Annotated in this window: 23 protein-coding genes; 7 read left to right on the top strand and 16 right to left on the bottom strand. The window is 72.0% G+C overall.

All coding sequences use genetic code 11. The features are described 5' to 3' along the window. Window positions 1-226: 226 nt before the first annotated feature. From ACG83_RS14275 to ACG83_RS14265, 3 genes are all read left to right on the top strand, one after another. Window positions 227-1051 carry a carboxylesterase gene (locus tag ACG83_RS14275; protein WP_054566716.1) on the top strand — a complete coding sequence of 275 codons (825 nt, stop codon included), beginning with the start codon at window positions 227-229 and terminating at the stop codon, window positions 1049-1051. After that, window positions 1048-1965 carry a hypothetical protein gene (locus tag ACG83_RS14270; RefSeq protein ID WP_054566715.1) on the top strand — a complete coding sequence of 306 codons (918 nt, stop codon included), beginning with the start codon at window positions 1048-1050 and terminating at the stop codon, window positions 1963-1965. Before ACG83_RS14275 ends, ACG83_RS14270 begins: the two co-directional genes overlap by 4 nt. A 147-nt stretch (window positions 1966-2112) precedes the next feature. Next, the gene (locus ACG83_RS14265; RefSeq protein ID WP_054566714.1) at window positions 2113-3345 is read left to right on the top strand and encodes a hypothetical protein; all 1233 of its coding nucleotides are present in this window, start codon (window positions 2113-2115) and stop codon (window positions 3343-3345) included. A gap of 130 nt (window positions 3346-3475) precedes the next feature. Here the strand turns inward: ACG83_RS14265 and ACG83_RS14260 are convergent, their stop codons facing one another. The 5 genes from ACG83_RS14260 to ACG83_RS14240 form a co-directional block, all read right to left on the bottom strand. Continuing rightward, the gene (locus tag ACG83_RS14260) at window positions 3476-4447 is read right to left on the bottom strand and encodes an ROK family glucokinase (RefSeq protein ID WP_054566713.1); all 972 of its coding nucleotides are present in this window, start codon (window positions 4445-4447) and stop codon (window positions 3476-3478) included. Window positions 4448-4454: 7 nt separating this feature from the next. Further along, a complete protein-coding gene (locus ACG83_RS42325) occupies window positions 4455-5114 on the bottom strand; it encodes a hypothetical protein (protein ID WP_152991381.1) in 660 nt (219 codons plus the stop codon). Next, window positions 5111-6343: an ArsA family ATPase gene (locus ACG83_RS14250; RefSeq protein WP_277872692.1), complete on the bottom strand. Its 1233-nt coding sequence runs from the start codon at window positions 6341-6343 to the stop codon at window positions 5111-5113. The genes ACG83_RS42325 and ACG83_RS14250 overlap by 4 nt, the downstream gene beginning before the upstream one ends. 6 nt (window positions 6344-6349) lie before the next feature. Then, complete coding sequence (locus ACG83_RS14245) at window positions 6350-6796, bottom strand: SRPBCC family protein (protein ID WP_054566710.1); 447 nt, start codon at window positions 6794-6796, stop codon at window positions 6350-6352. Window positions 6797-6961: 165 nt separating this feature from the next. After that, window positions 6962-7729 (bottom strand): metallophosphoesterase, encoded by a 768-nt coding sequence (locus ACG83_RS14240; RefSeq protein WP_035956038.1) that lies wholly within the window; start codon window positions 7727-7729, stop codon window positions 6962-6964. Between the two features lie 333 nt (window positions 7730-8062). Here ACG83_RS14240 and ACG83_RS14235 point away from each other — a divergent pair, with 333 nt between their 5' ends. Beyond that, a complete protein-coding gene (locus tag ACG83_RS14235) occupies window positions 8063-9877 on the top strand; it encodes a long-chain fatty acid--CoA ligase (protein ID WP_054566709.1) in 1815 nt (604 codons plus the stop codon). An 82-nt stretch (window positions 9878-9959) separates the two neighbouring features. Here ACG83_RS14235 and ACG83_RS14230 read toward each other — a convergent pair whose 3' ends face one another. The 3 genes from ACG83_RS14230 to ACG83_RS14220 form a co-directional block, all read right to left on the bottom strand. Further along, on the bottom strand, window positions 9960-11081 hold the full coding sequence (locus tag ACG83_RS14230) for a glycosyltransferase family 4 protein (RefSeq protein WP_054567225.1): 1122 nt from the start codon (window positions 11079-11081) through the stop codon (window positions 9960-9962). 205 nt (window positions 11082-11286) lie between these two features. Then, the gene (locus tag ACG83_RS14225) at window positions 11287-11466 is read right to left on the bottom strand and encodes a hypothetical protein (RefSeq protein ID WP_054566708.1); all 180 of its coding nucleotides are present in this window, start codon (window positions 11464-11466) and stop codon (window positions 11287-11289) included. Window positions 11467-11638: 172 nt separating this feature from the next. Continuing rightward, a complete protein-coding gene (locus ACG83_RS14220) occupies window positions 11639-12952 on the bottom strand; it encodes an NYN domain-containing protein (RefSeq protein WP_054566707.1) in 1314 nt (437 codons plus the stop codon). A 755-nt stretch (window positions 12953-13707) separates the two neighbouring features. On the opposite strand from ACG83_RS14220, the gene ACG83_RS14215 reads away from it, so the two are divergent. Continuing rightward, a complete protein-coding gene (locus ACG83_RS14215) occupies window positions 13708-15024 on the top strand; it encodes a DUF4352 domain-containing protein (RefSeq protein ID WP_054566706.1) in 1317 nt (438 codons plus the stop codon). A 340-nt stretch (window positions 15025-15364) separates the two neighbouring features. Here ACG83_RS14215 and ACG83_RS14210 read toward each other — a convergent pair whose 3' ends face one another. Continuing rightward, window positions 15365-15781, bottom strand: coding sequence for an HIT family protein (locus ACG83_RS14210; RefSeq protein ID WP_054566705.1), 417 nt, complete (start codon window positions 15779-15781; stop codon window positions 15365-15367). Between the two features lie 160 nt (window positions 15782-15941). On the opposite strand from ACG83_RS14210, the gene ACG83_RS14205 reads away from it, so the two are divergent. Next, window positions 15942-16409, top strand: coding sequence for a VOC family protein (locus ACG83_RS14205; RefSeq protein ID WP_054566704.1), 468 nt, complete (start codon window positions 15942-15944; stop codon window positions 16407-16409). A gap of 102 nt (window positions 16410-16511) precedes the next feature. Further along, complete coding sequence (locus tag ACG83_RS14200) at window positions 16512-18209, top strand: DEDD exonuclease domain-containing protein (RefSeq protein ID WP_054566703.1); 1698 nt, start codon at window positions 16512-16514, stop codon at window positions 18207-18209. A gap of 169 nt (window positions 18210-18378) precedes the next feature. Here ACG83_RS14200 and ACG83_RS14195 read toward each other — a convergent pair whose 3' ends face one another. The 7 genes from ACG83_RS14195 to ACG83_RS14165 all read right to left on the bottom strand — a co-directional run bounded on the left by ACG83_RS14195 (window position 18379) and on the right by ACG83_RS14165 (window position 24932). Beyond that, window positions 18379-19998, bottom strand: a complete 1620-nt coding sequence (locus ACG83_RS14195) for a ubiquinol-cytochrome c reductase cytochrome b subunit (protein ID WP_054566702.1) — start codon at window positions 19996-19998, stop codon at window positions 18379-18381. Beyond that, entirely contained in the window at window positions 19995-21326 is a 1332-nt protein-coding gene (locus ACG83_RS14190; RefSeq protein ID WP_054566701.1) for a ubiquinol-cytochrome c reductase iron-sulfur subunit, read from the bottom strand. Before ACG83_RS14190 ends, ACG83_RS14195 begins: the two co-directional genes overlap by 4 nt. Beyond that, window positions 21323-22201 carry a c-type cytochrome gene (locus tag ACG83_RS14185; RefSeq protein WP_076825285.1) on the bottom strand — a complete coding sequence of 293 codons (879 nt, stop codon included), beginning with the start codon at window positions 22199-22201 and terminating at the stop codon, window positions 21323-21325. The genes ACG83_RS14190 and ACG83_RS14185 overlap by 4 nt, the downstream gene beginning before the upstream one ends. Window positions 22202-22206: 5 nt before the next feature. After that, window positions 22207-22845 carry a heme-copper oxidase subunit III gene (locus tag ACG83_RS14180; protein ID WP_006543969.1) on the bottom strand — a complete coding sequence of 213 codons (639 nt, stop codon included), beginning with the start codon at window positions 22843-22845 and terminating at the stop codon, window positions 22207-22209. 247 nt (window positions 22846-23092) lie between these two features. Then, window positions 23093-23557 carry an SseB family protein gene (locus ACG83_RS14175; protein WP_235497894.1) on the bottom strand — a complete coding sequence of 155 codons (465 nt, stop codon included), beginning with the start codon at window positions 23555-23557 and terminating at the stop codon, window positions 23093-23095. A gap of 152 nt (window positions 23558-23709) precedes the next feature. Next, window positions 23710-24309, bottom strand: a complete 600-nt coding sequence (locus ACG83_RS14170) for a DUF3501 family protein (protein WP_054566700.1) — start codon at window positions 24307-24309, stop codon at window positions 23710-23712. A 182-nt stretch (window positions 24310-24491) separates the two neighbouring features. Next, the gene (locus ACG83_RS14165) at window positions 24492-24932 is read right to left on the bottom strand and encodes a rubrerythrin family protein (protein WP_054566699.1); all 441 of its coding nucleotides are present in this window, start codon (window positions 24930-24932) and stop codon (window positions 24492-24494) included. Between the last annotated feature and the right edge of the window lie 15 nt (window positions 24933-24947).

The following is a 24947-nucleotide window of genomic DNA, read 5'->3' as shown; positions in this document are numbered from 1 at the left end:
CAATTGTCGGTGTCGGTTCTCCCGCAGCCAGAGGGCGCGCCGGGCCACCCCTGACCACCCCTGTGCTGGGGCCGACCGGCGGCATGTCGGGCTCAGCAGCCATGGTTCGGTCGGCCGGCCCTCACGCGACTCCGGGTGCGCTGCCCGTACCGTCACCGGGAGTGCCCACCCCATGATCTGCGGCGGGTGCGTCGTGGGCACTCGACGCGGAGGGAGTGGATAGCCAATGGCGGGAGTCCCGGAGTCGGCGGTCCTGCCTGGCGCCGAGCCTTTCGATCTTCGCGGTGCGGGCCCGGCCGATGCGGGCGCGGGCCCGGGAGCTGCCGGCGGCGACGGCGGAACCGGTGTGCTGCTCGTGCACGGCTTCACCGGCTCGCCGCACAGCATGCGCCCGTGGGGTGAGCACCTCGCCGCCGCCGGTCTGCGGGTGAGCTGCCCGCGACTGCCCGGCCACGGCACCCGCTGGCAGGACATGGCCCGCACCACCTGGCATGACTGGTTCGGCGCCGCCGACGAGGCCTTCGGCGAGCTGAGCCGTACCTGCGAGCGGGTCTTCGTCATGGGGCTGTCGATGGGCGGCACCCTCACGCTCCGCCTCGCCGAGGTGCACGGGGCCCGTGTCGCCGGCGCGGTGACCGTCAACGCGAGCCTCGGGACGGACCGGCGGATCGCCGCGCTGGCGCCGCTGCTCTGGCGGGTCATGCCGACCGTCCCCGGCGTCGCGGGTGACATCCGCGCGTCCGGTGTCCGGGAGGTCGGCTACACACGGGTACCGACGAGGGCGTTCGCCTCCCTGCGCGAGCTGTGGGCCGTCACCCGTGCGGATCTCGGGCGCATCGTGTGCCCGGTGGTGGCCTATCGCAGCGTCGTCGACCACGTGGTCGAGCCGACGTCCGGCCGGCTGCTGCTCGAGGGGATCACGTCGGCACCCGTGGAGGAACGGCTCCTGCACGACAGCTACCACGTGGCGACGCTCGACAACGACAAGGAAACGATCTTCAAAGGAAGTGTGGAGTTCGTCACCACCCAGCCCGAGGCCGCGGCGCGATGACCGACCACGTCTCCGGTCCCGGGCCGCAGGACGCGGACCCCGACCGCGTTCCCACGGAGCCCGGCAGCCCCACCGCCCCGGCGGGGGACGGCCCGACCAGCCTGGGCGACACCCCCTCGTCTGCTGCCGCCGCGGACACCGGCGACGCCGACACCCGCAGCACGGACACCGGCAGCACGGACAGCGGCGCCGGCGAGCGGCGTTCCCCGGCCACCGACGAGGCGGCCTTCCTCGACCTGGTCGCTCGTTTCCACGAGGAGCCGGCGGGCAGCGAGCAGTCGTGGCCGGCCGCCGAGGACCTCGACGAGCCCCGGCGGTCACCGATCATCATCATCAGGCCGTCCGGCCGGCGCCCGGACGGGATGCCGCCGGACGGGCGTCACCTCGCCGAGGACGACCCGGGCGAGCGGACCATCCCCCCGTCCCCGGCGGCACCGTCCTCGTCCACGTCCCCGTCCCCGTTCACCGGTGGCGACGTCGATCGCGCTCCGACCGGCGAAGCGGACCGCGACCGGGACGGCGACCGGGACCGGGACCGGGACGGCGACACGCCGCCGAGCGGCTCCAGGCCCGGCGACATCGACCGGCTTGACGAGGCCGTGCGGGCGGCGTTGCGGCCCGCCGGCGGCGCGGACCCGTTCTCCGCCGGCGAGGACTCGGACGAAGACCACTACATTCCGCCGCCGGCGCCGCCGATCCCGCGGATGCGGCCGGGCACCCGCTGGGCGCTCGGCTCCATCGCGCTCGGCGTGGCGATCCTGGTGGTGCCGTCCCTGATCGGGATGGTGCAGGCTCGATCGCGGGACGTCGCAGGCGTCCTGCTCATTCTCGGCGGCGTCGGGACGCTGGTCGCCCGCCTGGGTGACCGGCCCCCGACGGACTTCGACGGACCGGACGACGGCGCGGTCGTCTGATCACGCCGGTGGAACACCGGGCGGTCCCGCGGGCCGCCCGGTCCATCGGCATTTGCACGACCGGCATTTGCACGACCGGCGCAGCCTTCCGCAGTGGCGTGAGGCAGCGCGACTGGCGGACCGGCAGGACAGGCGAAGGGCGGCTGCGTGCGTTTTCATGAGCAGGTCGAGGTGCACGGGCACCTCATGGACACCGGCGTGCTGGCACGGGTGTTGGACGACGTCCTCGCCTACGGCGGCGACTACCGGGTCGACAAGATCGACCTTGGGCGGACCCACGACGACGAGTCCCACGCCGTCATCACCGTCGGGGCCGACTCCGCGTCCACCCTCGCGCGGATCCTGATGCGCGTCCAGGTCCACGGGGTGAACAAACTGGTCTCCGGCGAAGCCGTGACCCGGCCCGCCGAAGCCGACGGTGTCTTCCCGGAGGACTTCTACTCGACGACGAACCTCGAGACCGTCGTGCACCTCGGCGGCCAGTGGGTACCCGTCGAGCACCCGGAGATGGACTGTGGGCTCATCGTCTCCGGCGGCCGGGTGCGCACCGTTCCGGTGGCCGACGTCCGCGCCGGTGACATGATCGTCTGCGGTGCCGACGGGGTGAAGGTCGTGCTGCCCGTCGCCGACCACTCGACCCGGGTGCACGGCGAGTTCGCGTCGATGTCGTTCAGCTCCAGCGCGGCACGCCCGCAGGCGGTGCTGGTCAAGACCGTCGCCCGCCAGATCCGCGAGATCAAGGCGGAGGGCTACCAGGTCCTGTGGGTCGCCGGGCGGGCCGTGGTGAGCACCGGGGCGTCCCGGGCGATGACCGCCCTGGTCGAGGCGGGCTTCGTCGACGTGCTGTTCGGCGGGAACGCGCTTGCCACCCTCGACCTCGAACGCGCGCTGTTCGGCAGCTCGTTCGGCCTCGGCAGCCCGCACAGCCGGCGGGTGCAGCGCGGCAACGAGCAGCACATCCGCACCGTGAACACGATCCGCCGTGCCGGGTCGATCCGGGCGGCGGTCGAGAGCGGGCTGGTCACCGAGGGGATCATGCACGCGATGGTGAAGGCCGGGAAGTCGTTCGTCCTGGTCGGCTCGGTCCGGGACGACGGCCCGCTGCCCGACGTGCACACCGACATCCTCGCCGGTCAGCGGGCGATGCGGGCCGCGCTGCGTGGCGTCGGCTTCACCGTGATGGTCGCGACCACCCTGCACTCGGTCGCGACCGGGAACATCCTGCCGGCGTCGGTGCCGGTGGCCTGCGTCGACATGAACCCGTCGACGGTGACCGGGCTGACGGACCGGACATCGGCCCACGCCCTCGGCGTGGTCGCCGACGCGGGCCTGTTCCTCGAGCAGCTCGCCACCGAGCTCGTCCCCGACTACCACGCCTGACGCGAACGATCTCGCCGTAGCCGCAGCTGGAAGATCTGAGGATTCTGATCGTTCTGACGACCACGATCCTCATATCCTGCCCGGCAGCGGCGGCGTCTCGGACGTAACGCCGGTCGCCGCGGCGACGCGGCTAGCTTCGGGCGAGGTCGGCGGCACCGACGATGCCGGCCGCGGAGCCGAGCGTGGCGACCACCACGTCGGCCTCCGGCCGGTGACCGCGGCCGGACAGCACCGAGCGGAACCGGGTGCGTGCCGGGCCGACCAGCAGCTCGCCCGCGTCCGAGACGCCACCGCCGACGACGAAGCGGCTCGGATCAAGGACCGCGGCCAGGTTCGCGAGACCCTGGCCGAGCCAGTGACCGACCTGCTCCAGGCAGGCCAGCGCGGCCGGGTCACCCTGCTGCGCGGCGGCCGTGACATCCGGGCCGGTCAGATCCGCGGCCTGGCGCCCGCCCAGCATCGGCAGAGCCGCCTCGGGCGACTCCGCCGCGATCTCACGAGCCGCCCGGACGACCGCCCGGCCGCTGGCGTACTGCTCCCAGCAACCGGTGTTCCCGCAGCCGCACTCGTGCCCACCGGGAACCATCTGCATGTGGCCCATCTCCGCGCCGATCCCGAACGCGCCGCGGTGCAGCAGCCCGTTCAGGACGATGCCACCGCCGATGCCCGTCCCGACCGTGACGCAGACCAGGTCGGAATGGCCGCGGCCCGCGCCGAAGCGGTACTCGGCCCAGGCCATGGCGTTCGCGTCGTTCTCGACCACCACGGGCAGGCCGACACGGTCCGCCAGCACCTGCCGCAGCGGCTCGTCCCGCCACGCCAGGTTGGGCGCGAAGAGCACGGTGGAGCGATCCCGGTCGATCCAGCCCGCGGCGCCGACACCGACCGCGCGGATCTCGAAGCTCTGCCGCAGCTCGGCCACCAGCTCGACGACGGTTCCGGCGACCTCGGCCGGATCATGGCTCGGGGTCGGTCGCCGCGTGGAGGCCAGCACCGTCCCCTGGGCGTCGATGACACCGGCGGCGACCTTGGTCCCGCCGATGTCCACCCCGATCGCCAGGTCCCTGTCCCCCATGGGGGCGGCCGCCGACCCGGTGGTCACTGGGCGCTCACCTCACATTTATCTTCTGCACGCGGGGTCGGGCCGACCCCTGGGATGTTGGCTGGGATGTCGCTGTCGTCCGGCTCTCGGCCGGTTCGTCACGGTGATCAGCATTCCAGGCCCCCCAGGCCGCGCGGACGGCGGCACCGAGCGACGTCGCGGCGGAGAGCAGGTGGCCGGCGACCTCGACGACCTCGGCGTGCTCGCCGCGCAGACCGGCCAGGAGCCGACAGACCGGGCACACACAACACGGCCAGTCGTGGCCCTGCTGCGCCGGGCCCGATCCGGCGTCCGCACCCGCTTTCGCGCCCGAGCCCGCCGCCTCGGCATCCAGGCCGGGCTCCGCGCCCGGGCCGTCCTCCGCAGCTTGGTCGGTCTCCGCGCCTTGGTCGGCTTCGGCGGCAACCTCGGAGACGTCCTCCGACGAGCGGGGTCCGTCCTGTGCGCGGGGTCCGTCCTGCGCACGCGGATCGCGGTCCGCGGCCATCCATTTCTGGACCGCCGCCGCCAACAGGGCGGCCTCCTGCGCGAGCGAGCCGACAACCTCTCGCGCGGTTCCCTCGCCCGGACCGCCACCGGGCCGCTCACCCGCGGGTTCGCCCGCTGATCCACCCGAACCCGGGCGAGCACCCGCGCCCGCGGGGCCGCGCAGCGTCGACTCGCTCACGCGCGGACCCACTGTGCCGGGTCGGGCACGAACGACACCGTCAGCCTGTCCTCGGCGAGATGAGCGCCGAGGACGTCGCACCGGCGCAGCGCGGCCGGCAGCGAGACATGCCGGCGATCCGCTCCGACGCTGACGACGAGATCGTCCCCGACGCGGGCGAGATCCACCTCCGACCGGTGGACGAACGGCAGCTCGAACGACATCTCGTAGCCGGACTCGGTGCGTTCCACCCGTGGGGTGGCACCGTCCTCACCGCGGTGCGTGCCGAGCACAGCGGCCGGGTCCCGCCCGTCGTAGGCCGCGGCGCCGAACGCCGCCAGCTCCTCAAGCCCGAGCGGCTCACCGGCCCGGTAGGCCGCGGCCAGCACCGGCAGCGGGGCGACCAGCTCCGCGATCTCGGCGAGCTGGTCGCGGTGCGCCGCCGCCCATCCCGCGCGCCACGCGTCGCCACCGTCCTGGCCGATCACCCGGTTCACGATCACCGCGTCCACCCCGATGCCATGCAGGGACAGCCCGCCCAGGGTGCGACGGGTCTGCGCGAGCGCGGACGTCTCGGGAGTCAGCACGAGCCGCACGCTGGTCACCGCCGGGTCCGCGAGCAGGGCGCGCATCTCGTGCGCGAGCGCCGCCAACCCGGAGACAGCCTCGTAGGCGGGCCCGGCCATGGCGGCGAGGCGCCCGACGAACCGGCCCGACAGTGGCACGGGCAGCGGCAGCCCCGGTCGCATCCAGCGGGCGAGCGCCCCGTCGGGCGGGCCCAGCCGCCGGCAGCCCCAGGCGAGCGTCTCCGGGCTGGCGAGCAGCCGCAGGGCGGCACTCGCCGGTCCCGCGTCGACGACGACGACGTCATAGCGGTCGGCCCTGATCCGGTCGCGCAGCTCCAGCAGCGTCAGCGCCTCCAGGGCACCGGGCAGCCGCAGGAGCTCCTCGACCTCAAGCGGGTCGAGGTCGGGGCCGGAGTCGGGCAGCCCGGCGGCGATCAGCGCGCGGACCCGCGGCCACCGCTCGGCGAACGCGTGCCGCAGATCGGTCTGGAGGGCGAACAGCCCGGATTCGAGCTCGACCTCGGCCGGCCCCAGCGGATGGTCCAGGACACCGGCGAGGCCGGCGGCCGGGTCCACGGAGACGACGAGAGTCCGATAGCCGCGCTGGGCCGCGAGGGTGGCGGTCGCCGCGGCGACCGTCGTGGTCCCGCCCCCGCCCTTGCCCGTAAGGAGCACACACCGCACCGGTGGTCAGCTCTCCGCGAGCTTCTCGACGTGCTTCTTCAGGTCCTTCAGCGCCGCGTCGACGATGCCGGTCTGGACCTTGCGCCGCAGAATGCCGGGGATCTTGACCTTCAGCTCCACCGTGAGCTCGTAGGTCACCTCGGTGCGACCGTCGCCGAGATCACGCAGGGTGTAGCCGCCGTCCTGGGCGGACATCGTCTGGCCGGAGACGAGGCTCCAGCTGACCTGCTCGTCGCCCTTCCAGACGTACTCGTTGACGAACTCGTCCTTCACCACGACCGCGTTGATCCGGAACCGGGCCTGCTGCGGACGGCCTTCCGGCCCCACCGCGAGGATCTCGGCCTCCTCGATCTGCCCCACCCAGGTCGGGTAGGCGGCGATGTCCGCGATGGCCCCCATGACGACAGCCGGCCGGGCATCGATGACGATCGACGACTGCGCGTGATCCGCCATAAGCCGTCCGCACCTCCACATCTCATCGCCCCGGCGGAGACAGCGGGCCGGTCGCGAGGCCGCACGCTGTGACCGGCGGTGACTACTGACCCGCGCCGCAGGGCACAGGACGAATGCCCGATCGATCGTTGAGGCTACCGGAATCCCGGCGGCTCGCCGGTCGGCCTACCACTCGAGGACGTACGGCGTGCCCCGCGCGTTGAAGTGGCCCACGTTCACACAGCGGGTGGTACCGATTTCCAGCTCCGCGACCAGCGGCTGGTGCACGTGCCCGAACAGCACATACCGCGGCCGCGTCGCGTGGATCGCCTCCAGCACGGCCTTGCTGCCACGCTCGAAACGCTCGGCGACGGTGTCGTAGACCAGTTCGGGGACATGCGGCGGGATGTGGCAGCACAGGACGTCCACCGCCCCCACGGCGGCCACCTTCGCGGCGTAGGCGTCGTCGTCGATCTCGAACGGGGTGTTCATCGGCGTCCGCAGGCCGCCACCGACGAAACCGAAGGTCAGGCCGCCGATCTCGACGGTCTGGCCGTCCAGCAGGGTCACCCCGTCGCGCAGGAAGTCGGGGTAGAGCTCCGGCAGGTCCACGTTGCCGTAGGTGAGGTAGGTCGGCGTCGGGAAGGCGGCGAACATTGCCGCGTACTGGCGCCGGATGGCGGCTTCCACGACGGCCGACCGGTTGCCGTCGACACTCGCCCACAGTTTGCGGGACCATTCCCGCGCCTCGTCGAACCGCTGCTCGGTCCGCAGCTCGATCATCCGGCGCACCGCCTCGGCGCCGAAGAGGTCGCCCATGATCCCGCGGCTGTGATCCCGGTAGTCGATGAACAGGATCAGATCGCCCAGGCAGATGAAGGCGTCCGCGCCCACGGCGGCGCCCGGGATCGCGTCCGACCGCCCGTGGACGTCGCTCACCACATGCACCCGCACCTCAGAGAGCTTAGGTCAGGGACACTTTCCCGCACCAACCGTCAGCCCGTGGCGCGACGTGACGTCGGCGCCCGAACCGGGCCGCTCGGTGCAACCGGGAAATCGCAACCAGGGAATTGAGGCTGCTCGCCGTGGCGCGACTCACAGGCTAACGTCACTTGACCCGCTGTCGTCACAAAGATGACAGCCACCCCTCAACTTCCCCACCAGCGGCCCCGCCCCGTCGCCGGCCCCGTCGCACCTGCCCAGCACACCTGCCCCGGCCCGACCACGGGCTTGACCACCGGCCTCCGACACCCCCACCGGACGGCCCCGTCATCCTGAGGAGCTCCCGTGCGCGAGTACGCCTCCCCCGCCCAGGTCACCGTGGCGGACGACCTGACGCTGAGCGACGCGATCTTCACCAACGCGCAGCGCGTCCCGAACAAGGTCATCGTCAGGCACAAGGTCAACGACGCCTACGTCGACATGACCGCGAGCGAGTTCCGCGATCTGGTCGTACGCACCGCCGCCGGGCTCGTCGCCCGCGGCCTGCAGCCCGGCGACCGCTTCGCGATCATGAGCCGCACCCGGTACGAGTGGACGGTCCTCGACTACGCGGTGTGGGCGGCGGGTGGCATCACCGTGCCGATCTACGAGACCTCGAGCGCGGCGCAGATCGAATGGATCATGTCCGACTCGGGGACCGTGCTCGCCGTGGTCGAGTCCGACGAGCACGCGGCACTGGTGGCCGAGGTCCGCGACCGGCTGCCCGCCCTGCGGGAGGTCCTGGTCCTCGACCAGGGCGCGCTCGACACCCTGGGCGAGGCCGGGGCGGGCACCGGGGTCGGCGCCGAGGAGCTCGCGGCGGCGCGCTCCGACATCACGGCGGACAGCATCGCCACGATCATCTACACCTCGGGCACCACCGGCCGGCCCAAGGGCTGCGAGCTGTCGCACCGCGCGCTGCTGTTCAACGCCCTGGCCAGCGCGGAGGCGATGCCGAACCACTTCACCGAGGACGCGTCGACGCTGATGTTCCTGCCGTTGGCGCACGTGCTCGCCCGCACCATGCAGTGCACGATCATCAACAACGCCCGCTGCATCGCCTACACACCGGACACCAACACGCTGCTGGCCGACCTCGCCAAGGTCCAGCCGACCTTCATCCTCGCGGTGCCGAGAGTCTTCGAGAAGGTGTACGCCGGAGCCCGGGCGAAGGCGCACGCCGACGGAAAGGGCCGCATCTTCGACGCGGCCGAGGCCACCGCGGTCGCCTACAGCCGCGCCCTCGACCAGGGCGGCCCGGGCCTGCCGCTGCGGCTGAAGCACGCGGTGTTCAGCCGGCTCGTCTACAGCAAGCTGCGGGCCGCGCTGGGCGGCAACATCACCCACGGGATCAGCGGCGGGGCTCCGCTGAACGTCCACCTGTGCCACTTCTTCCGCGGCATCGGCTTCCTCATCCTGGAGGGCTACGGCCTGACCGAGTCCACCGCCGCGGCCACGGTGAACCGGCCGGAGTCGCTGAAGATCGGCACCGTGGGCCTCCCGCTGCCCGGGGTCACGGTCCGCATCGCCGACGACGGCGAGGTGCTGCTGCGCGGCGACCTGGTGCTCAGCGGCTACCGCAACAACGAGACCGCCGGCAAGGAGGCCCTGGACTCCGACGGCTTCCTGCGCACCGGTGACCTCGGCTCGCTCGACGAGACGGGGCATCTGCGGATCACCGGCCGGAAGAAGGAGATCCTGGTGACCGCCGGTGGCAAGAACGTCGCCCCGGCGCCGCTGGAGCAGCGGATCGGCCAGCACCCGCTGGTCGGGCAGGCGGTGCTCGTCGGCGACCAGCGGCCGTTCATCGCCGCCCTCATCACCCTGGACCCCGAGGCGTTCGCCACCTGGCTCAAGGCCAACGGGCGCCCGGCGACCGCCACCCCCAGCGACCTCGCGAACGACCCCACGCTGGTGGCCGAGATCCAGCAGGCCGTGGACGCCGCGAACGCCACGGTCTCCCACGCCGAGGCGATCAAGAAGTTCGTGATCCTCCCGTACGACTTCACCATCGCCAGCGGCGAGCTGACCCCCAGCCTCAAGGTGAAGCGCAACGTGGTGATGGAGCGTTTCGCGGACACGGTGGAAGCCATCTACGCGACCCCCCGCGTCACCACCTGACGCCGCACAACCGACTGCCCGACCGCCCGGGCCGACGGCCAGCCCGACCGGGCGGTGGGCTCGGCCGGGCGGAAACACCTGTTCAGGCGAGCAGCAGCTCACGCAGCTGGCTCGCCAGGACGTCCCATCGCCAGCGCAACTCGACCCACGCGCGCCCCGCCGTGCCCATCGACCGGGCCCGGTCCGGGTCGGCCAGGAGATCACCGACCGCGCGGACCAGCCCGCGCAGGTCCTGGCCGTCGACGACGACTCCGGTGCGCTGGTCGAGGACCGCGTCGGGGGCACCCCCGCTGCGCCCGGCGACGACCGGCAGGCCCGTCGCCGACGCCTCCAGGTAGACGATGCCCAGCCCCTCGACCTCCAGCCCGGCCCGCCGGTTGCGGCACGGCATCGCGAACACGTCGCCGGCCGCGTAGTGGGCCGGCAGCTCCTCCCAGGGCACCGAACCGGTCAGCACCACATGGTCCACCACGTCGTTCTCACGGATGAGCCGGGCGAGCTCCTGCCGGTACGGCCCGCCACCGACAAGCAGCAGCGCGGTGCCCGGGACCCGCCGACGCAACGCCGGCAGCGCCCTGATCAGCATGTCCTGACCCTTGCGAGGCACCAGCCGGCTCACGCACACGACCACCGGACGACCGTCGAGCTGGTAACGGCGGCGGATCTCGTCCCGGCCCTCACCCGGGCGGAACAGCGCGGGATCAACCCCGCTGGGCAGCCTGGCCAGGTCAGGGCGCGCACCGAGGGCCGGCGCGAGGCGCGCCCGGGTGTAGTCGGTGAGATAGGTGACGACGTCGGTGGTCGACCCGATCCGCCGCAGTAACTGCCGCGGCCCGGGCAACGCCGCCCAGCCCACCTCGTGGCCGTGGGTGCTCGCGACGACCCGCCGGGCGTCGATCTCGCGACGCAGCCGGGAGCCCAGCAGGCCGAGCGGCGCGGCCGCACCGAACCACAGGGTGTCGCACTTCTCGGCCCGGGCGATCTCCCGGGCCCGGCGCAGCACATCCGGTGTGGGCAACATCAGGGACGTCGGATGCCGGATGACGGGGAAGGGCGCCGCCGCGTCGAACTCGGCGGCTCCGCGCCAGGCCGGTGCGTACACGACGACCTCGTCCGATGGAAGGCGCGAGGCGAAGTTGTGCACATACGCCTGGATTCCGCCCGGACGCGGCGGAAAATCGTTGGTCACCGTGAGCACCCGCACGCGGTCATGCTCCCGCATCACCCGTGCCAGGGGCCGCGTGGGACGCGCTAGTTCTCGTCCGGCGTCCGAACTTCACCCAGCCCGACGACACCAGGCATCCATCCGCACACGGATCGCTGCCGTTCGGACTGTTGACCTGCCCGGCACACCGCCGCGGACATCAGCCAGAAACCGGACGACCGCGGGGTGACACGCCCGGAACGGATCAGGCCGCCTCGAAGCCGCGCGGCATGCGAATCAGGCCGCCGGCGGCCAGCACCGCCAGCGCCCGGCGCTCGTCGTCATCCCACTCCGGCGCTCCGCTCGGCGTGGCCAGCAGAAAGGTCATCACACAGCCCTCGCAGGCGGCCTTCTGCGCTGTGCACGTGTCGCAGTCGATCAGCATCGCGCTCACCTCTCGCCCTCACGGCGCCGGCCGCGCACCGGCCAGCCCGCACCGGCCTCGCGGCCACGCCGAAATCGGACACCAGTTCGACAGGTGTCACGCTAGAGCGGGGGTACGACAGTTTTCCGCGACGGTTTCCGGCGGCGGTTTCCGGCGGCGCTTGTCGGCGGCGTCAGCGGTCCAGGCGGGAGAGCAGGGCGTCCGAGGAGACCGTGCGCGCCCCCACGGCCGCGCAGTTGTCCGCTACCTCGCGATCGGACGTCACGACCGCGACCGGGCGGCCCTGCGGCTCAGCCCGCACGAGACGCCGGATCTCGTCGTCGGCGAGCTCGCCGGCCTGGCTGAACACAACCCGCACGCCGCGCGGCATGGCCACGCCGACCGGGCGGGCGAGGACAGCCGTCGCGTCGAAGACGACCGTCACCTCCGTGTCCGGCGACCGGCCCGCGAGCGCCCCGAGACCGGCCAGCAGCCGCGCCCGCTGCGCCTGCAACGTCAGGCTGCCGTAGCCGCGCTTGGTGACGTTGTACCCGTCGATGATCAGATGCAGGCCTGGAATCGCGAGGACGTCGTCGATGATGGTCGGGTCGTCCTCGGTGCGCCCCCGCCCGCCGACGCCGGAGAACGGATCGAAGGCCCGCCCGCCCTCGGAGCGCACGAGCAGGTCGGCCGGCCGCGCGACGGTCGTCGGCAACGACAGCTCCCGCCGGACACCGTTCGCCGCGGCCATCAGTGTGTCGAGCAGCACCCGCAACCGTGCCTCGTCCATGCTGCGCGACTCCCGGTTGTCGCGGCGGGTCGCGGAGGCCGCGGCCTCCAGATCAGCGACCTTCGCCCGCAGCCGCCTCGCCTCGGCCTCGGCCTCGCGGGCGGTCTGCAACGCGGCGTCCCGTGCCGCCTCCGCGGCCAGGCTGATCTCCCGCGCCGTCACCTCGGCCCGCCGCACCCGATCGGCGGAGGCCCGCAGCCGGCGACGGCCCTCCTCCACGTCCGCCCGGGCCTGCTCGAGCTGGCCCCGCAGCTGCTCCTGCTCGGCGCGCGCCAGCCGCCGGACGGCCTCGATCTGTTCCTCGAGGCGGCGGATCTCCTGCGCCGCCGCGTCGATCCGCGCCGAGGTGACCTCCTGCGCCGAGGATCGGGCCGCCTCCTCGACGAGCACCGCCCACTCCGCGGTCCGCAGGATGTAGGCGATGGCCGCCACCTGAGCGGGCGGCGCGGCCGGCGGCGGACCGTCCGGGGCGGTCACAGCGGCGACGAGGTCCGGGTTCGTCCGACGCACCCAGTCCGCCACCCGGCCCCGGAAATGGGCGTCGTTCTCCATCGCGGAGGCCAGCGGCACGGCACCGAGACGGGCCCGTCGTGACGGCTTGAAGCGGCGCACGGCGAGCAGGCTGGGCGGGACGACCGACTCCGCGAGGTCGGCCAGCGTGTCGGCGGCGTAGGCGACGACCTGCGCTCGCACATCCGCCGGCAGTGTGTCGTTCATCCGACAGCTCCGGCTCGCCTGGATTGTCCGACCTGTCCAGCCGAAGAAGAAACCAGCACGAATCCCCGCCGGCCCCCCGGCTCAGACACGCCACGGGTCGGGACGCCGACCACCCGCAGCCGGTCTGACGCGCGAGGCGATTCCACGGGCACGGGGACTCCGGAACGAACGACGACAGCGACGGTCCAGAGTATCGGTCGGTGCACCCACGCCTCCCCGACGCCTGAGGTCGCCCGGCCACTGCCGGTATCTCCGCGTTTCCCCGGCCGTGACCTACTCGGGCGCAGCCGGTCCCCCCTCGTTCCCTGCAGGTCCACCCTCGCCCGCCCGCCCACCGCCTGCCCGTCCACCCTGACCTGCCGGCCCTCCCCGACCTCCCCACCCACCCTGACCTGCCTGCCCACCCGGATCGACGTCCACCCGCGCCGCGGGAACACGTACCGAACGACACCCCTCACCGAACGGCGTCCAGGAACAACAGTGCGCGGCGATCAGCAATGAGGCCGGCCGTGAACGCAACGCGCCAGACGCAAACAGCGACGAGTCCGACCAGAAAACGGGCGGCATTGTGCGTCCAGAGTGCGCCGAGCGCGGTCCCTCCGCGTCCCGACCGGAGCAGCAACAGCTTCACCAAGACCGCTAAGGGCGGAAAAGAGGGCCATTGTCCGCGTCGATATACGTCTTATGTAACCTCGCCGTGGTTATTTGTGCTCCGCCTCGTTGGACGCGCGACGGCGGCCGTCGAGAGGACCTGTGTGACCGACCAGAACCCACCCGGCCAGCCTGCTCCCGGCCTGGACAACCAGGAGACCCAGCGGGCTCCCAGCACCTCGTGGCAACAGCCGGCAGGCGCTGGAGGCCCGGCGGCCAACGCCGGTGCGACACCTCCGCCCGCGCCGGTGCCGCAGTGGGGAGGTGGCACCCCGGCTCCCGGTCAGGAGGGCGGCTGGCCGTCGCCGCCGCCCGCCGGCGCCTGGGGGGCGCCGCCGCCCGCCGGTCCGACCCCGGAAAGCTCGTGGCCGGGTGCCGGGCAGTCGCAGCCACAGCAGCAGTGGCCACCGCAGAGCTCTGACACCCCCTGGGGCCAGCAGGCACCGCCCGCCACCGGCTGGCAGCAGCCCGCCGGGCAGGGGCAGCAGGGTGTTCCGGCCGGCGGCTGGCCGCAGCCCGGCGGCTACCCCGGCCAGTACCCACCGGCCGACTACCAGGGTCAGCCCGGCCAGTACCCACCGGCCGGCTTCTCCGGCGCGCCCGACCAGTACGCGCAGGCCAACTACCAGGGCTACCCGCCGCAGGGCCCGCCGTCGGCGCAGCCCGGGCCCGGGCAGTTCCAGGAGCAGCCGGGACAGTGGCCCCAGCCCGCAGGGCCCACGCCGGCTCCGCGGCGGCGCAACCCCGCAGTGATCATCGTTCCGCTGGCGGTTGTCGCCGCGGTCGTTCTGGGCCTGGTCATCGCGTTCGCCGCCAAGGGCGGCGACGATGACTCCGACCAGACCGTCGCGGCGTCCACTCCCGCCACGGTCACGCTACCCAGCCTCGGGGCGAGCGGTGCCGCGGTTCCCGGCGGTGGAGCCGCGCCGGGCACCGCACCGCCCGCGGGCGGTGCCGCCGCGCCGCAGCCGTCGGCGCCCGGAGGCTGCACGCCGCTCACCCCCGCCAACCCGCCCGCGGGCGTGGCCGGGCTGGGTGGCTCGTCGTCGGTCACCGGCAAGGGCACGTCCTCGTACAGCACCTTCGACGCCAAGGCCACGCTGAACTCGGTCTGCACCTCGACGGCGAGGGTCGAGGAGTACGGCGACCCGCCGGTCCAGGGAGCCTTCTACGTCCTGAACGTGACCGTGGAGGTCAGCGCGGGCGACATCTCGGCCGCTCCCGACGACTTCTACATCCAGACCACGGATGGCAGCCGGTACGACGGTGAGTTCAGCTCGCTCGTGCCCAAGCTCTACACCAGCAACGTCAAGGCCGGCCAGAAGGTCACCGGGTTCGTGCTCATCGACGCGCCCCTCGGCCACTTCACGCTCAACTGGGAGCCGCTGTTCGCGGTACAGCCCGCGAAGTTCCAGCTCTGACCCTGAACCTGACCGTCGGCGCACCGGCTCCACCGCCGGTGCGCCGACTCGGCTGCTGAGGCTGGGGCTGGGGCTGCTGCCGAGCCAGCCGTTTCTTCATCTCGAGAGGGACGAAACGGGCGAGAGTTCGCCTGGCAACCCGCAGGAAGTGAGGATTTTGGTCGTTGGAACGACCAAAATCCTTCACTCTTGCGACTCGCCAAACCAGGCCACCGGGACTGCCAGCCAGGACGACCGCCTCCCACCCGGACTCCACCGCCGGTTCAGCACGACACACCGAACACCCAAGGAGGCTTGGTGGACCGCCCCCGAGCCGCAGCGCTTCCGAACTGGCGGATGATCAGGACTGGCTGTGGCCCTGCGCCACGAGCGCCGCGCGCAGCCGCTCGGCCGCGTCGTCCATCACGGCCGGGTCGGGGTCCCGGTCGGCGAGCGCGAAGCTCAGCTGCGCCTCCGACTCGATCGGGATCAGGTGCACGTGGGTGTGCGGAACCTCCAGGCCCGCGAGGATCGCGGCCACCCGGCGCGGCTTGAAGGCCGCGTCCATCGCCCGCCCGATCGTGGCCGCGGCGGACCACACTGACCGCACCACCTCGTCGGGCAGGTCGATCCAGTGGTCGATCTCCAGCCGGGGCACCACGAGCGTGTGACCGGGGCGGACCGGTGCGATCGAGAGGAAGGCGACCGAGACCTCGTCCGAGTAGACGATGCGACCGGGCAGCTCGCCGTTGATGATCCGGGTGAAGACACTGGCCATAGCGGGACCCTACCGAGATCGCCGCCACCGCACGCTCGTCGCGACACGACAACAGCTATCGAATTGCACTTTTGTAACAAAACGGAGAATGCGCACACTGTACTCACGAGTAGGACACGCCGGATCCCCACCGGTGCACCAACTCGCCCGGCCATGCGGAATGATGCTTCAGGTGGCCAGGTTTGAGACGAACGGCATCAAGGTCGGTCGAATCAGTGTCGACTGTAGCGATGTGGGCACTATGGTCCGTTTCTGGTCCGCGGCCCTGGGCTACGAGGTGTCGGAGCAGGCACGCGACGCCGCCCTGCTGCACCACCCCGCGGGAGCCGGGCCCAAGCTCCTGCTCCGGCAGCGGGCCAGGCAACGGTCCGTGCGCTGGCCGGGGCGCCGCGGTGGCCGGCGCGACGAGCACGGCACAGCGCAGGACGAGGACCCCAACCGCCTGCATCTGGAGCTGTTCGCCGCCGACGCCGAGCGGGTCGTCGGCTGGCTGGCCACGCTGGGGGCCCGCAAGCTGTCCCGATACGAGTCGCACGGCGAGACCGGCTACGTGCTGCGCGATCCGGAGGGCAACGAGTTCCGCGTGATGAACGCCGGGCCCACGGCGTTCGCCCGCCCGTTCTCCTGAGGCCGGGGCCGCCCCCTCCCCCGAGGCCCGACCCGAGGCCCGACCCGATGCCCGGGACGGGCCCTGGCGGGAGCTGTCGTACCCGCCGCCTAGGGTGTGCCCGTGTGCCCTGTTCCCGCCCGTTCCGGTGCAGCTCCGCGCCAGGCGAGTCTCGCTGAGCTCGGCCGCCCGCTGTCCGACCTGACCTTCGTCGTCGTCGACCTGGAGACCACCGGTGGTTCCCCGGCGACATCCGAGATCACCGAGATCGGCGCGGTGAAGGTCCGCGGCGGGCAGGTCCTGGGCGAGATGTCGTCCCTGGTCCGGGCGTCCACGCCGATCCCCGCGGTGGTGTCGGTGCTCACCGGGATCACCGACAGCATGCTGGCCACCGCGCCGACCCTCGACGAGGTCGTGCCCACCTTCCTGGAGTTCTCCCGCGGGGCGGTGCTCGTCGCCCACAACGCCGCGTTCGACCTCGGCTTCCTGCGCGCGGCGGCGCAGGCGTGCGGCTATCCCGTCCCGGCCTGGGAGCACCTCGACACGGTGCTCATCGCCCGCCGGGTGGTGACCCGGGATGAGGCCCCGAACTGCCGGCTGGCATCGCTGGCCACGCTGTTCGGCAGCCCGACCGAGCCGAACCACCGGGCCCTGGCCGACGCCCGGGCCACCGTCGCCGTCCTGCACGGGCTGTTCGAGCGGCTGGGCAATCTCGGCGTCACGACGCTGGAGGACGTGCGGGAGTACAGCGCGCGGGTCTCCCCCGCCCAGCGGCGCAAGCGCCACCTCGCCGACGACCTGACGACCGGCCCCGGCGTCTACGTGTTCCGCGACGGTACCGACCGCCCACTCTACGTCGGTACGTCCCGGTCGGTGCGCTCCAGGGTGCGGACCTATTTCACCGCCAGTGAGCCGCGCAGCCGGATGGCCCAGATGGTCGCGCTCGCCGAGCGGGTGGACGCGATCGGGTGCGCGCACGCGCTGGAGGCAGAGGTGCGCGAGCTCCGGCTGATCGCCGAGCACAAGCCGCCGTTCAACCGCCGGTCCCGCCATCCGGAGCGGGCGGTCTACCTGCGCCTCACCGAGGAGCCGTTCCCCCGGCTGTCCCGGGTGCGCTCCGTCGGCGACGGTGTGACCTACCTGGGCCCTTTCGGCAGCACCCAGGCCGCCCAGGAGGCCGAGATCGCCCTGCTGGCGGCGGTGCCGCTGCGCCAGTGCTCGACCCGGCTGTCACCGAGCCGGCCGACGGCCGCCTGCGCGCTGGCCGAGCTGGGCCGGTGCGGGGCGCCCTGCGACGGCCGGCAGGGCGTCGCGGAGTACGCCGAGGTGGTGGGCGCCGCCCGGGAGGCGATGAGCGGTGATCCGGGAGCCGTCCAGGAGGCGCTGGAGGCGCACATCGCGCGGCTGGCGGCCGAGCAGCGGTATGAGCAGGCCGCCGAGGTCCGCGACCGCCTCGCGGGCTATCTGCGCACCGCCGCGCGCCGGCAGCGCCTCGCCGCGCTCACCGGCATCCCGGAGATGGTCGCCGCGGCGCCGACCGCCGAGGCCGGGTGGGATCTCTCGGTGATCCGCCACGGCAGGCTCGTCTCCGCGGCGACGGTGGCACGTGGTGTGGACCCGAGGCCCTGGGTCGACGCGGTCGTCTCGACCGCGGAGACCGTTCGCCCCGTGCCCGGGCCGACGCCGTGTGCCCTGGTGGAGGAGACCGAGCGGATCGGGCGCTGGCTCGCCGCGCCGGGCGTCCGTCTGGTCCGGCTGGAGGGGGAATGGAGCTGGCCGGCGCAGGGGGCGATCCGCGCCGCGCTGCGGTACGCGACCTGACCAATGACCACGGCGGTGCCCAGGCGGAAGCAGGCCCCCGACATGACGAAGGGCCGCCCCTCGTCAGCGACGTGGGGCGGCCCTTCGCAGGCCTCGGCGGGTCTTCGGCTCCTCCAGGCGCCGGAGCTCCGCGCGCGAACGGTGCGCGGAGCTCCGCGATACGCGGCGGTCAGTGCTTGGTCTGGCCACCGCCCCCGTGGGAACCCGTGCCCGGAGCCGCCGGCTTCTCGGACTCCTCGGTGAAGAAGCCACCGACGGCCGCGCCGGCGCGGCGCACCAGGCCCTTGCCGTGCTCGCCCTCGCCGGCCCCGATCGCCACCGGGATCCGGTCCGTCGGAACCTGCGGGTAGTCCGAGACCGGCGGCGGCTTCGGCCGGTGGTCCTCCACGAACTCGCCGTTGGCGAGCTGGCGGATGATGCCGGTCTCGATGCCGTGGTGGTCGATCTCGTGATCCCGCTCGTTCAGCGAGATGCACAGCTTCTTGGTGACGACATAGGCGATCGGCGGGACCACGATGAGCCCGATCCGGCCCGCCCACGTCATCGTGTTCAGCGAGATGCTGAACGTGTGGGCGATGATGTCGTTACCACCGGAGATCCACAGCACCAGGTAGAAGCTGAGGCTCATCGCACCGATCGCGGTGCGGGTCGGAGCCTCCCGCGGGCGCTGCAGCAGGTTGTGCGACTCCTTGTCCCCGGTGAACTTCGTCTCCAGGAACGGCCAGAGCGCCGCCAGCGTGAACAGGATGCCGGGCAGCACCGCCGTCGGCCACAGGACCGCCGGAATCGTGTGCCCGAGCCCGCGGAACTCCCACGGCGGCATGAGCCGGGTCGATCCGTCCAGGAAGCCGATGTACCAGTCGGGCTGGGACGCCGAGCTGACCTTGGCCGGGTCGTACGGCCCGAACGTCCAGATCGGGTTGATCTGGGCGAGACCGCCGAGCAGCGCGAGCACCGCGAAGGTCAGCATGAAGAAGCCACCGGACTTCACCGCGAAGACCGGGAAGACCCGGTGACCGACCACGTTGTGCTCGGTCTTGCCCGGGCCGGGGAAGTCGGTGTGCTTCTGGTGCCACAGGATGCCCATGTGCGCGCCGATCAGCGCGAGCAGAATGCCGGGCACGAGCAGGATGTGCACCACGTAGAGCCGCGGGATGAAGTTCTCACCCGGGAACTCCCCGTTGAACACCAGGAACGACGCCCAGGTCCCGATGACCGGGATGGACTGGGCGATCGACGCCGCGATCCGCAGACCGGTGCCGGAGAGCAGGTCGTCCGGCAGCGAGTAGCCGGCGAAGCCCTCGACCAGCGCCAGGGCCAGCAGGCCGATGCCGATCAGCCAGTTGACCTCACGCGGCTTGCGGTAGGCGCCGGTGAAGAACACCCGCATCATGTGCGCGATGATCGACGCGACGAAGACCAGCGCCGCCCAGTGGTGGATCTGGCGGAACACCAGCCCGGCGCGGGTGTCGAAGCTGATGTCCAGCGTCGACGCGTACGCCCGGCTCATCTCGACGCCCTTGAGCGGGACGTACGAGCCGTTGTAGATGACCTCGACGTTCGACGGGTCGAAGAAGAGGGTCAGGTAGATACCGGTGAGCAGCAGGACGACGAAGCTGTAGAGCGCGATCTCACCGATGAGGAAGGACCAGTGGTCCGGGAACACCTTGTTGAAGTTCCGGCGGATCGCGCTCTGGGTCCCGAACCGCTCGTCGATGGCCCGGTTGACCGCGCGTGCCGGCGTGGGCCGCTTCTGGAACTTCGGCGTGGGTGCGGATGCGGTGGTCATGAGCGCTCCCAGAACGCGGCGCCGACGGGCTCGGTGTAGTCGCCGTTGCGGGCGATGAAGTAGCCCTCGTCATCCACCGCGATGGCGAGCTGCGGCAGCGAGCGGCTCGCCGGCCCGAAGATCGCCCGGCACCCGTCCGGCACGTTGAACACCGACTGGTGGCAGGGGCACAGCAGGTGGTGGGTCTGCTGTTCGTAGAGGCTGACGGGGCACCCGGCGTGGGTGCAGATCTTCGAGTAGGCGACGTGCCCGTCCACGGCCCAGTCCTCGCGGCCCGGGCGCGGCTTGTTCACGCCGGGCTCGAGGCGGATGAGGATCGTGGTGCTGTCCGCCTTGGTGTGGACGTCCAGCTTGGGCTCGTAGGAGATGCTGCCGTCGGCCTCCTTCACCGGGATGGCCGGGAGCACCGTCTCGATACCGCCGATCGCGATGTCACCGATCTTGACGTAGCGACCCTGCAGGTTGACCAGACGGGCGCCCTTGACCCAGTGGGTGTGGTCGAGCTTCTTGCCGGGCTTGCTGTTGGTCAGGTTCAGCAGCGGCACGACGACCAGACCACCGAGGATCGTCCCGGCCGCCAGCAGGCTGCGCCGCAGCAGCGGGTACTTGGCGAGGCCGGAGTCGGCGAAGCCGAGGGCGACCTCCTCCTCGGTGAGGGCGATCTCCTCCTGCGAGGAGGTGAACTCGTGCCGCTCCTGGACCGCGTGCTCGTGCGGCATGAGGCGCTTGGCCCACAGGATCATGCCGACCCCGAGGCCGCCGATCGCGAGCCCGAGCGCCGTGCCCATGGCGGGCGTGTAGTACTGCTCGTGCTTGTCACCGACGAAGTTGGTGACGATGAAACCGACGGTGCCGACGATCGAGATGGTGAACCAGAAGGCGATGAGCCGCTCGGCGCGCCGCGAGGCACGCCGGTCGTACTCCGCGGAGTGCGGCGCGCGGGGAGTGATACCCCCGCCGCCGCCACCGCCCTCGCCCTGCACCGTCGCGGTGGCGGTACCGCCGGATCGCACGACCGACGTCTCCGGGGCACTGGAGGAGTCGGTCGGGTGCGGGGGTGTGCCGAGCACCTCGGGGCCGTCATGTCCCCCGGAGGGGACGTCCGGGCCACCGGCTCGGGGGTCGGCGGGGTCCTTGGGACGCCCGGACGTGTCGACCGGGTGCTTCGTCCGCTTGAAAACGCTGCTCATCGAGTCCTGGTCTGATTTGTCGGCCGACTCTCCCTGATAGCCGGCGTAGTGCATACGACGCTGCGGCGAGTCTGGTGGCAGCTCGCCGCCGGCGTCGGCACCGGACTCCGGCCCGGTCGGACCCTGGTTCGCGCTCACAGCTTCTGCCTCGCGCCGATCCAGAGGCAGACGCCGAGCAGCGCGCCCAGACCGATCACGATCGCGACCAGGCCCTCGGGGACGGGGCCGTACTTGCCGAGCGACGAACCGCCGGGAGCCGGCGAGTCCTGGAGGTGGCGGACGTACGCGGCGACCGCGACGGCCTCCTCATCGGTGATCTGACCGGACCCGAACACCGGCATGGACTCCGGGCCGGTCCGCATCGCCTCGACGACCTGGTCGGGGGTGGCCTGGCTGAGCGACGGCGCGAACTTGCCGTAGGTCAGCGGCGCACCGGCGCCGGCGGCCTGGTGGCACTGCGCGCAGTTCGTCAGGAACAGCTCACCGCCCTCGGCGAGATCGGCGTCGTTGAGGTCCTCATCCGTCAGGTTGGGCTTCTCAGGGCCACCGCCGAGCGACTGGATGTAGGCCGCAAGCTGGTCGATCTGCGTCTGCGAGTAGAGCGGGTCCTTGCGGTCGGCCTGCGCGGCGGGCGCGGCGAGCGGCATGCGCCCGGTCGACACCTGGAAGTCCACCGCGGCCGCGCCCACGCCGATCAGGCTCGGGCCCTCGGTGGAACCCTGGGCGTTCAGGCCGTGGCAGGTCGCGCAGCCCTGCGAGTAGAGGAGCTTGCCCTGGCGCACGGCCTCGTTCGCGCTCGCAGTGTCCGCCGCGTTGCCACCGGGAGCGAGCACCGTCCACAGCACCCCCGTGGCCAGCAGGCCGAAGAGCAGGACGATGGACGACGACCGCCGACGGCGGCGCGCGGAGGCGGACCGGGAGCGTCGACCGAACCTGGCCGAGACGAGCCGGGGTCTGCCGGTCGCGCCCGCGGACGACGACGCCGCGGATTCGGATGCCTTGGATGTGGTCATGTCGCTCACTGGAGGAGGTAGATGGTGGCGAACAGGGCGATCCAGACGACGTCGACGAAGTGCCAGTAGTACGACACGACGATGGCTGACGTCGCCTTCTCAGGCGTGAAACGCCCGTAGGTCGACCTGGCCAGCACCAGAACGAAGGCGACCAGCCCACCGATCACGTGCAGCCCGTGGAACCCGGTGGTCAGGTAGTACACCGACCCGTAGCCGTGCGACGCCAGGGTGAACTCGTTCTCCTTGAAGTACTCCCAGGCCTGCCCGCCGACGAAGACGATTCCCATCAGCAGGGAGATGAGGTACCAGCGGCGCAGCCCGAAGACGTCGCCGCGCTCGGCGGCGAAGACTCCCAGCTGGCAGGTGACGCTGGACAGGACCAGGATCACCGTGAAGAAGAGTGCATACGGGACGTGCAGGTGCACAGGGCCGATCTCGGACCCGGCCGGGTCGCCGGTGACCGGCGGCCAGTTGCCGCTGTTGACCGAGCGGATCGTGTAGTACATCGCGAACAGCGCCGCGAAGAACATCAGCTCCGACGACAGCCACACCACTGTGCCGACCGAGACCATCGAGGGACGGTTGGCCGCCGGGTGCGCTGGAGGAGCCTTCTCGAGGACAGGGGCTGAGGCCACGACGGTCATTCTGGCATGTGACGCCGCACGCGCCACCGTAGGTTCGACAATCGGTAGGACTACAGGGCGTCGATGACGCGCCGAAGCCGCCCGTCGAAGATCGAAAACTGCGCGCAGCACGCTCGAAAGGCCTGCTAATACGCAGGTTCTGGCACGTGATGAGGTGTCGCGCACACCTTGCGCCCGGTTTGGGACCCGCCAGTTGTTGTGTCCCTCACCCGTGGCGGCCCGGCGCGCCGACGGTGGCCCGGACGGCTCAGTCCGCGAGTGCGACGAGCGCCCGGATGCCCTCCGCGGGGAACGTGATCCCCTCGTCCGCACCCGGGTCGACGGCGAGCATGAGGTCTTCGGAGGGCCACATCCGCAGCAGGGCCGCAAGTGGCACCCGCCGGTACCGGCCGACCCCGGGCAGGGCGTCGGTGAGCCGCTGCTCCGAGGTGAACGTCGGCACGAACTGGCTGCCGTCCGGCTGCTCGGCGACCGGGAGCTTCACCACCCGGGCGTCGCCGTTGTCCCGGCCGGGGTCGCTGAGGTCCGGCACGAGGACGTCTGAGGTGGCGAGGGCGCCCAGCGCGGCGGAGTCGTCCTCATCGCGGGCCAGCCGGTGCAGCGCCTCACCGGCCCGCGTCGTCACGCCGTGGCCGGGCGTGCCGGGCTGGCTGAGGTACTGGTTGAAGCGCTGGCTGAAGTCATCGTCGCGGCGGGCGTGGTCATCGGTCACGAAGCCGCTCCCCTCGGGCCGGGAACGAGTCTGTCCTGACTCGCATACCCGGCCCGGGCCAGGATGAACGGGCCACCGGGCCGGCGCCGCCACGAAGGTCTGGCCGGCCGCGAAGCGGTCAGCGGACCGGTCCGCGGCTCGGCAGCGCCAGCTCAGCTGCTGGGCAGCGCGAGGTCCGCGATCAGGCTGCGGCGGGTGGCGCCGGTGATCGGTGTCGAGTCGTTGTAGGCCGGGTGGTCGACCACGAGCTCGGCGGGGACCTCGGGATCACGGAAGGCGTCCCTGGTCTCGTCCGTGAGCGGGAACCGGAACATGTGCACCGAGACCGTCTCGCTCGGGGAGTTCGGGTCCTCGTCGATGCCCGGGATCTCGACCGCGGGCACGGTGACGCCGCCGATCTCCAGCGAGATCCGGCGCTGGACACCGTCCAGGCGGCGCAGCTCGTCGCGCACGGCGTCGAGCTGGTTGAGCTCGATGAACATCGTGGCGGTGAGGACATGGCTGGAGGGCAGCAGCCGCGAGTAGACGTCGATCTCGTGGGCGACCTCGCCCGGCGCGCTGAGCCGCTCGGTGTAGACCATCTCCTGCACCTGGTACTGCAGGGTCTGGGCGTTCTCGAACTCGAACAGCAGGATGTCGCCGACGCGGACCCGCCGTTCGCTGCGGATCGGGATCATCCGGGCCCGGGCCTCGTTGCGTGACGCCGCATAGGACCGATGGTCCGTCGTGATGTCGGCGGTGGTGAACGCCATCGTGCTACCTCCTGCCCCGTCGGGTGGGCGTGTGCGGGTGGGCATGTGGCCCTGGGCGGTGTGACTCCGGACAGGGAACCACCGTGCGGACCGGATCACCGCCGGCCGGGGGCGGACACGGACGTCCGACGCCCGCCCCCTTCCGTGCGACGAGCGGATGCGCCAGCAGGCGCGGGCGCCGATCAGGCGTCCGCGGTCTCCTCGGCGTTCACCGCGTCGAGGGCCTTCTTGAAGCGGCCGGCGTGGGTCTTCTCGGCGCGCGCGAGAGTGGCGAACCAGTCGGCGATCTCCTCGAAGCCCTCCTCGCGGGCGGTCTTCGCGAAGCCCGGGTACATCGCGGTGAACTCGTAGGTCTCTCCGGCGACGGCGCTCGCCAGGTTCTTCGCGGTGGTGCCGACCGGCTCACCCGTGGCCGGGTCGCCGACCTCGGCGAGGAAGTCCATGTGCCCGAACGCGTGGCCGGTCTCGCCCTCGGCGGTGTCACGGAAGAGAGCGGAGGCGTCGGTCAGGCCCTCGATGTCGGCCCGGCGCGCGAAGTACAGGTAACGACGGTTGGCCTGGCTCTCGCCGGCGAAGGCCTCCTTGAGGTTCTCGTGGGTCTTGGTGCCTTCAAGCTTCGGCATGCGAAACTCCTCCAG

The organism is Frankia sp. R43 (genome assembly GCF_001306465.1).
Lineage (GTDB): Bacteria > Actinomycetota > Actinomycetes > Frankiales > Frankiaceae > Parafrankia > Parafrankia irregularis.
This window is presented reverse-complemented; position numbering and strand designations above follow the sequence as displayed.

Bases quoted from the DNA above. Each gene is read 5' to 3' on its own strand.
- ACG83_RS14275 (WP_054566716.1), top strand. From the start codon at position 227: ATGGCGGGAGTCCCGGAGTCGGCGGTCCTGCCTGGCGCCGAGCCTTTC.
- ACG83_RS14270 (WP_054566715.1), top strand. From the start codon at position 1,048: ATGACCGACCACGTCTCCGGTCCCGGGCCGCAGGACGCGGACCCCGAC.
- ACG83_RS14245 (WP_054566710.1), bottom strand. From the start codon at position 6,796: ATGGCGGATCACGCGCAGTCGTCGATCGTCATCGATGCCCGGCCGGCT.
- ACG83_RS14225 (WP_054566708.1), bottom strand. From the start codon at position 11,466: ATGCTGATCGACTGCGACACGTGCACAGCGCAGAAGGCCGCCTGCGAG.
- ACG83_RS14220 (WP_054566707.1), bottom strand. From the start codon at position 12,952: ATGAACGACACACTGCCGGCGGATGTGCGAGCGCAGGTCGTCGCCTAC.
- ACG83_RS14210 (WP_054566705.1), bottom strand. From the start codon at position 15,781: ATGGCCAGTGTCTTCACCCGGATCATCAACGGCGAGCTGCCCGGTCGC.
- ACG83_RS14205 (WP_054566704.1), top strand. From the start codon at position 15,942: ATGATGCTTCAGGTGGCCAGGTTTGAGACGAACGGCATCAAGGTCGGT.
- ACG83_RS14195 (WP_054566702.1), bottom strand. From the start codon at position 19,998: ATGACCACCGCATCCGCACCCACGCCGAAGTTCCAGAAGCGGCCCACG.
- ACG83_RS14185 (WP_076825285.1), bottom strand. From the start codon at position 22,201: ATGACCACATCCAAGGCATCCGAATCCGCGGCGTCGTCGTCCGCGGGC.
- ACG83_RS14180 (WP_006543969.1), bottom strand. From the start codon at position 22,845: ATGACCGTCGTGGCCTCAGCCCCTGTCCTCGAGAAGGCTCCTCCAGCG.
- ACG83_RS14170 (WP_054566700.1), bottom strand. From the start codon at position 24,309: ATGGCGTTCACCACCGCCGACATCACGACGGACCATCGGTCCTATGCG.
- ACG83_RS14165 (WP_054566699.1), bottom strand. From the start codon at position 24,932: ATGCCGAAGCTTGAAGGCACCAAGACCCACGAGAACCTCAAGGAGGCC.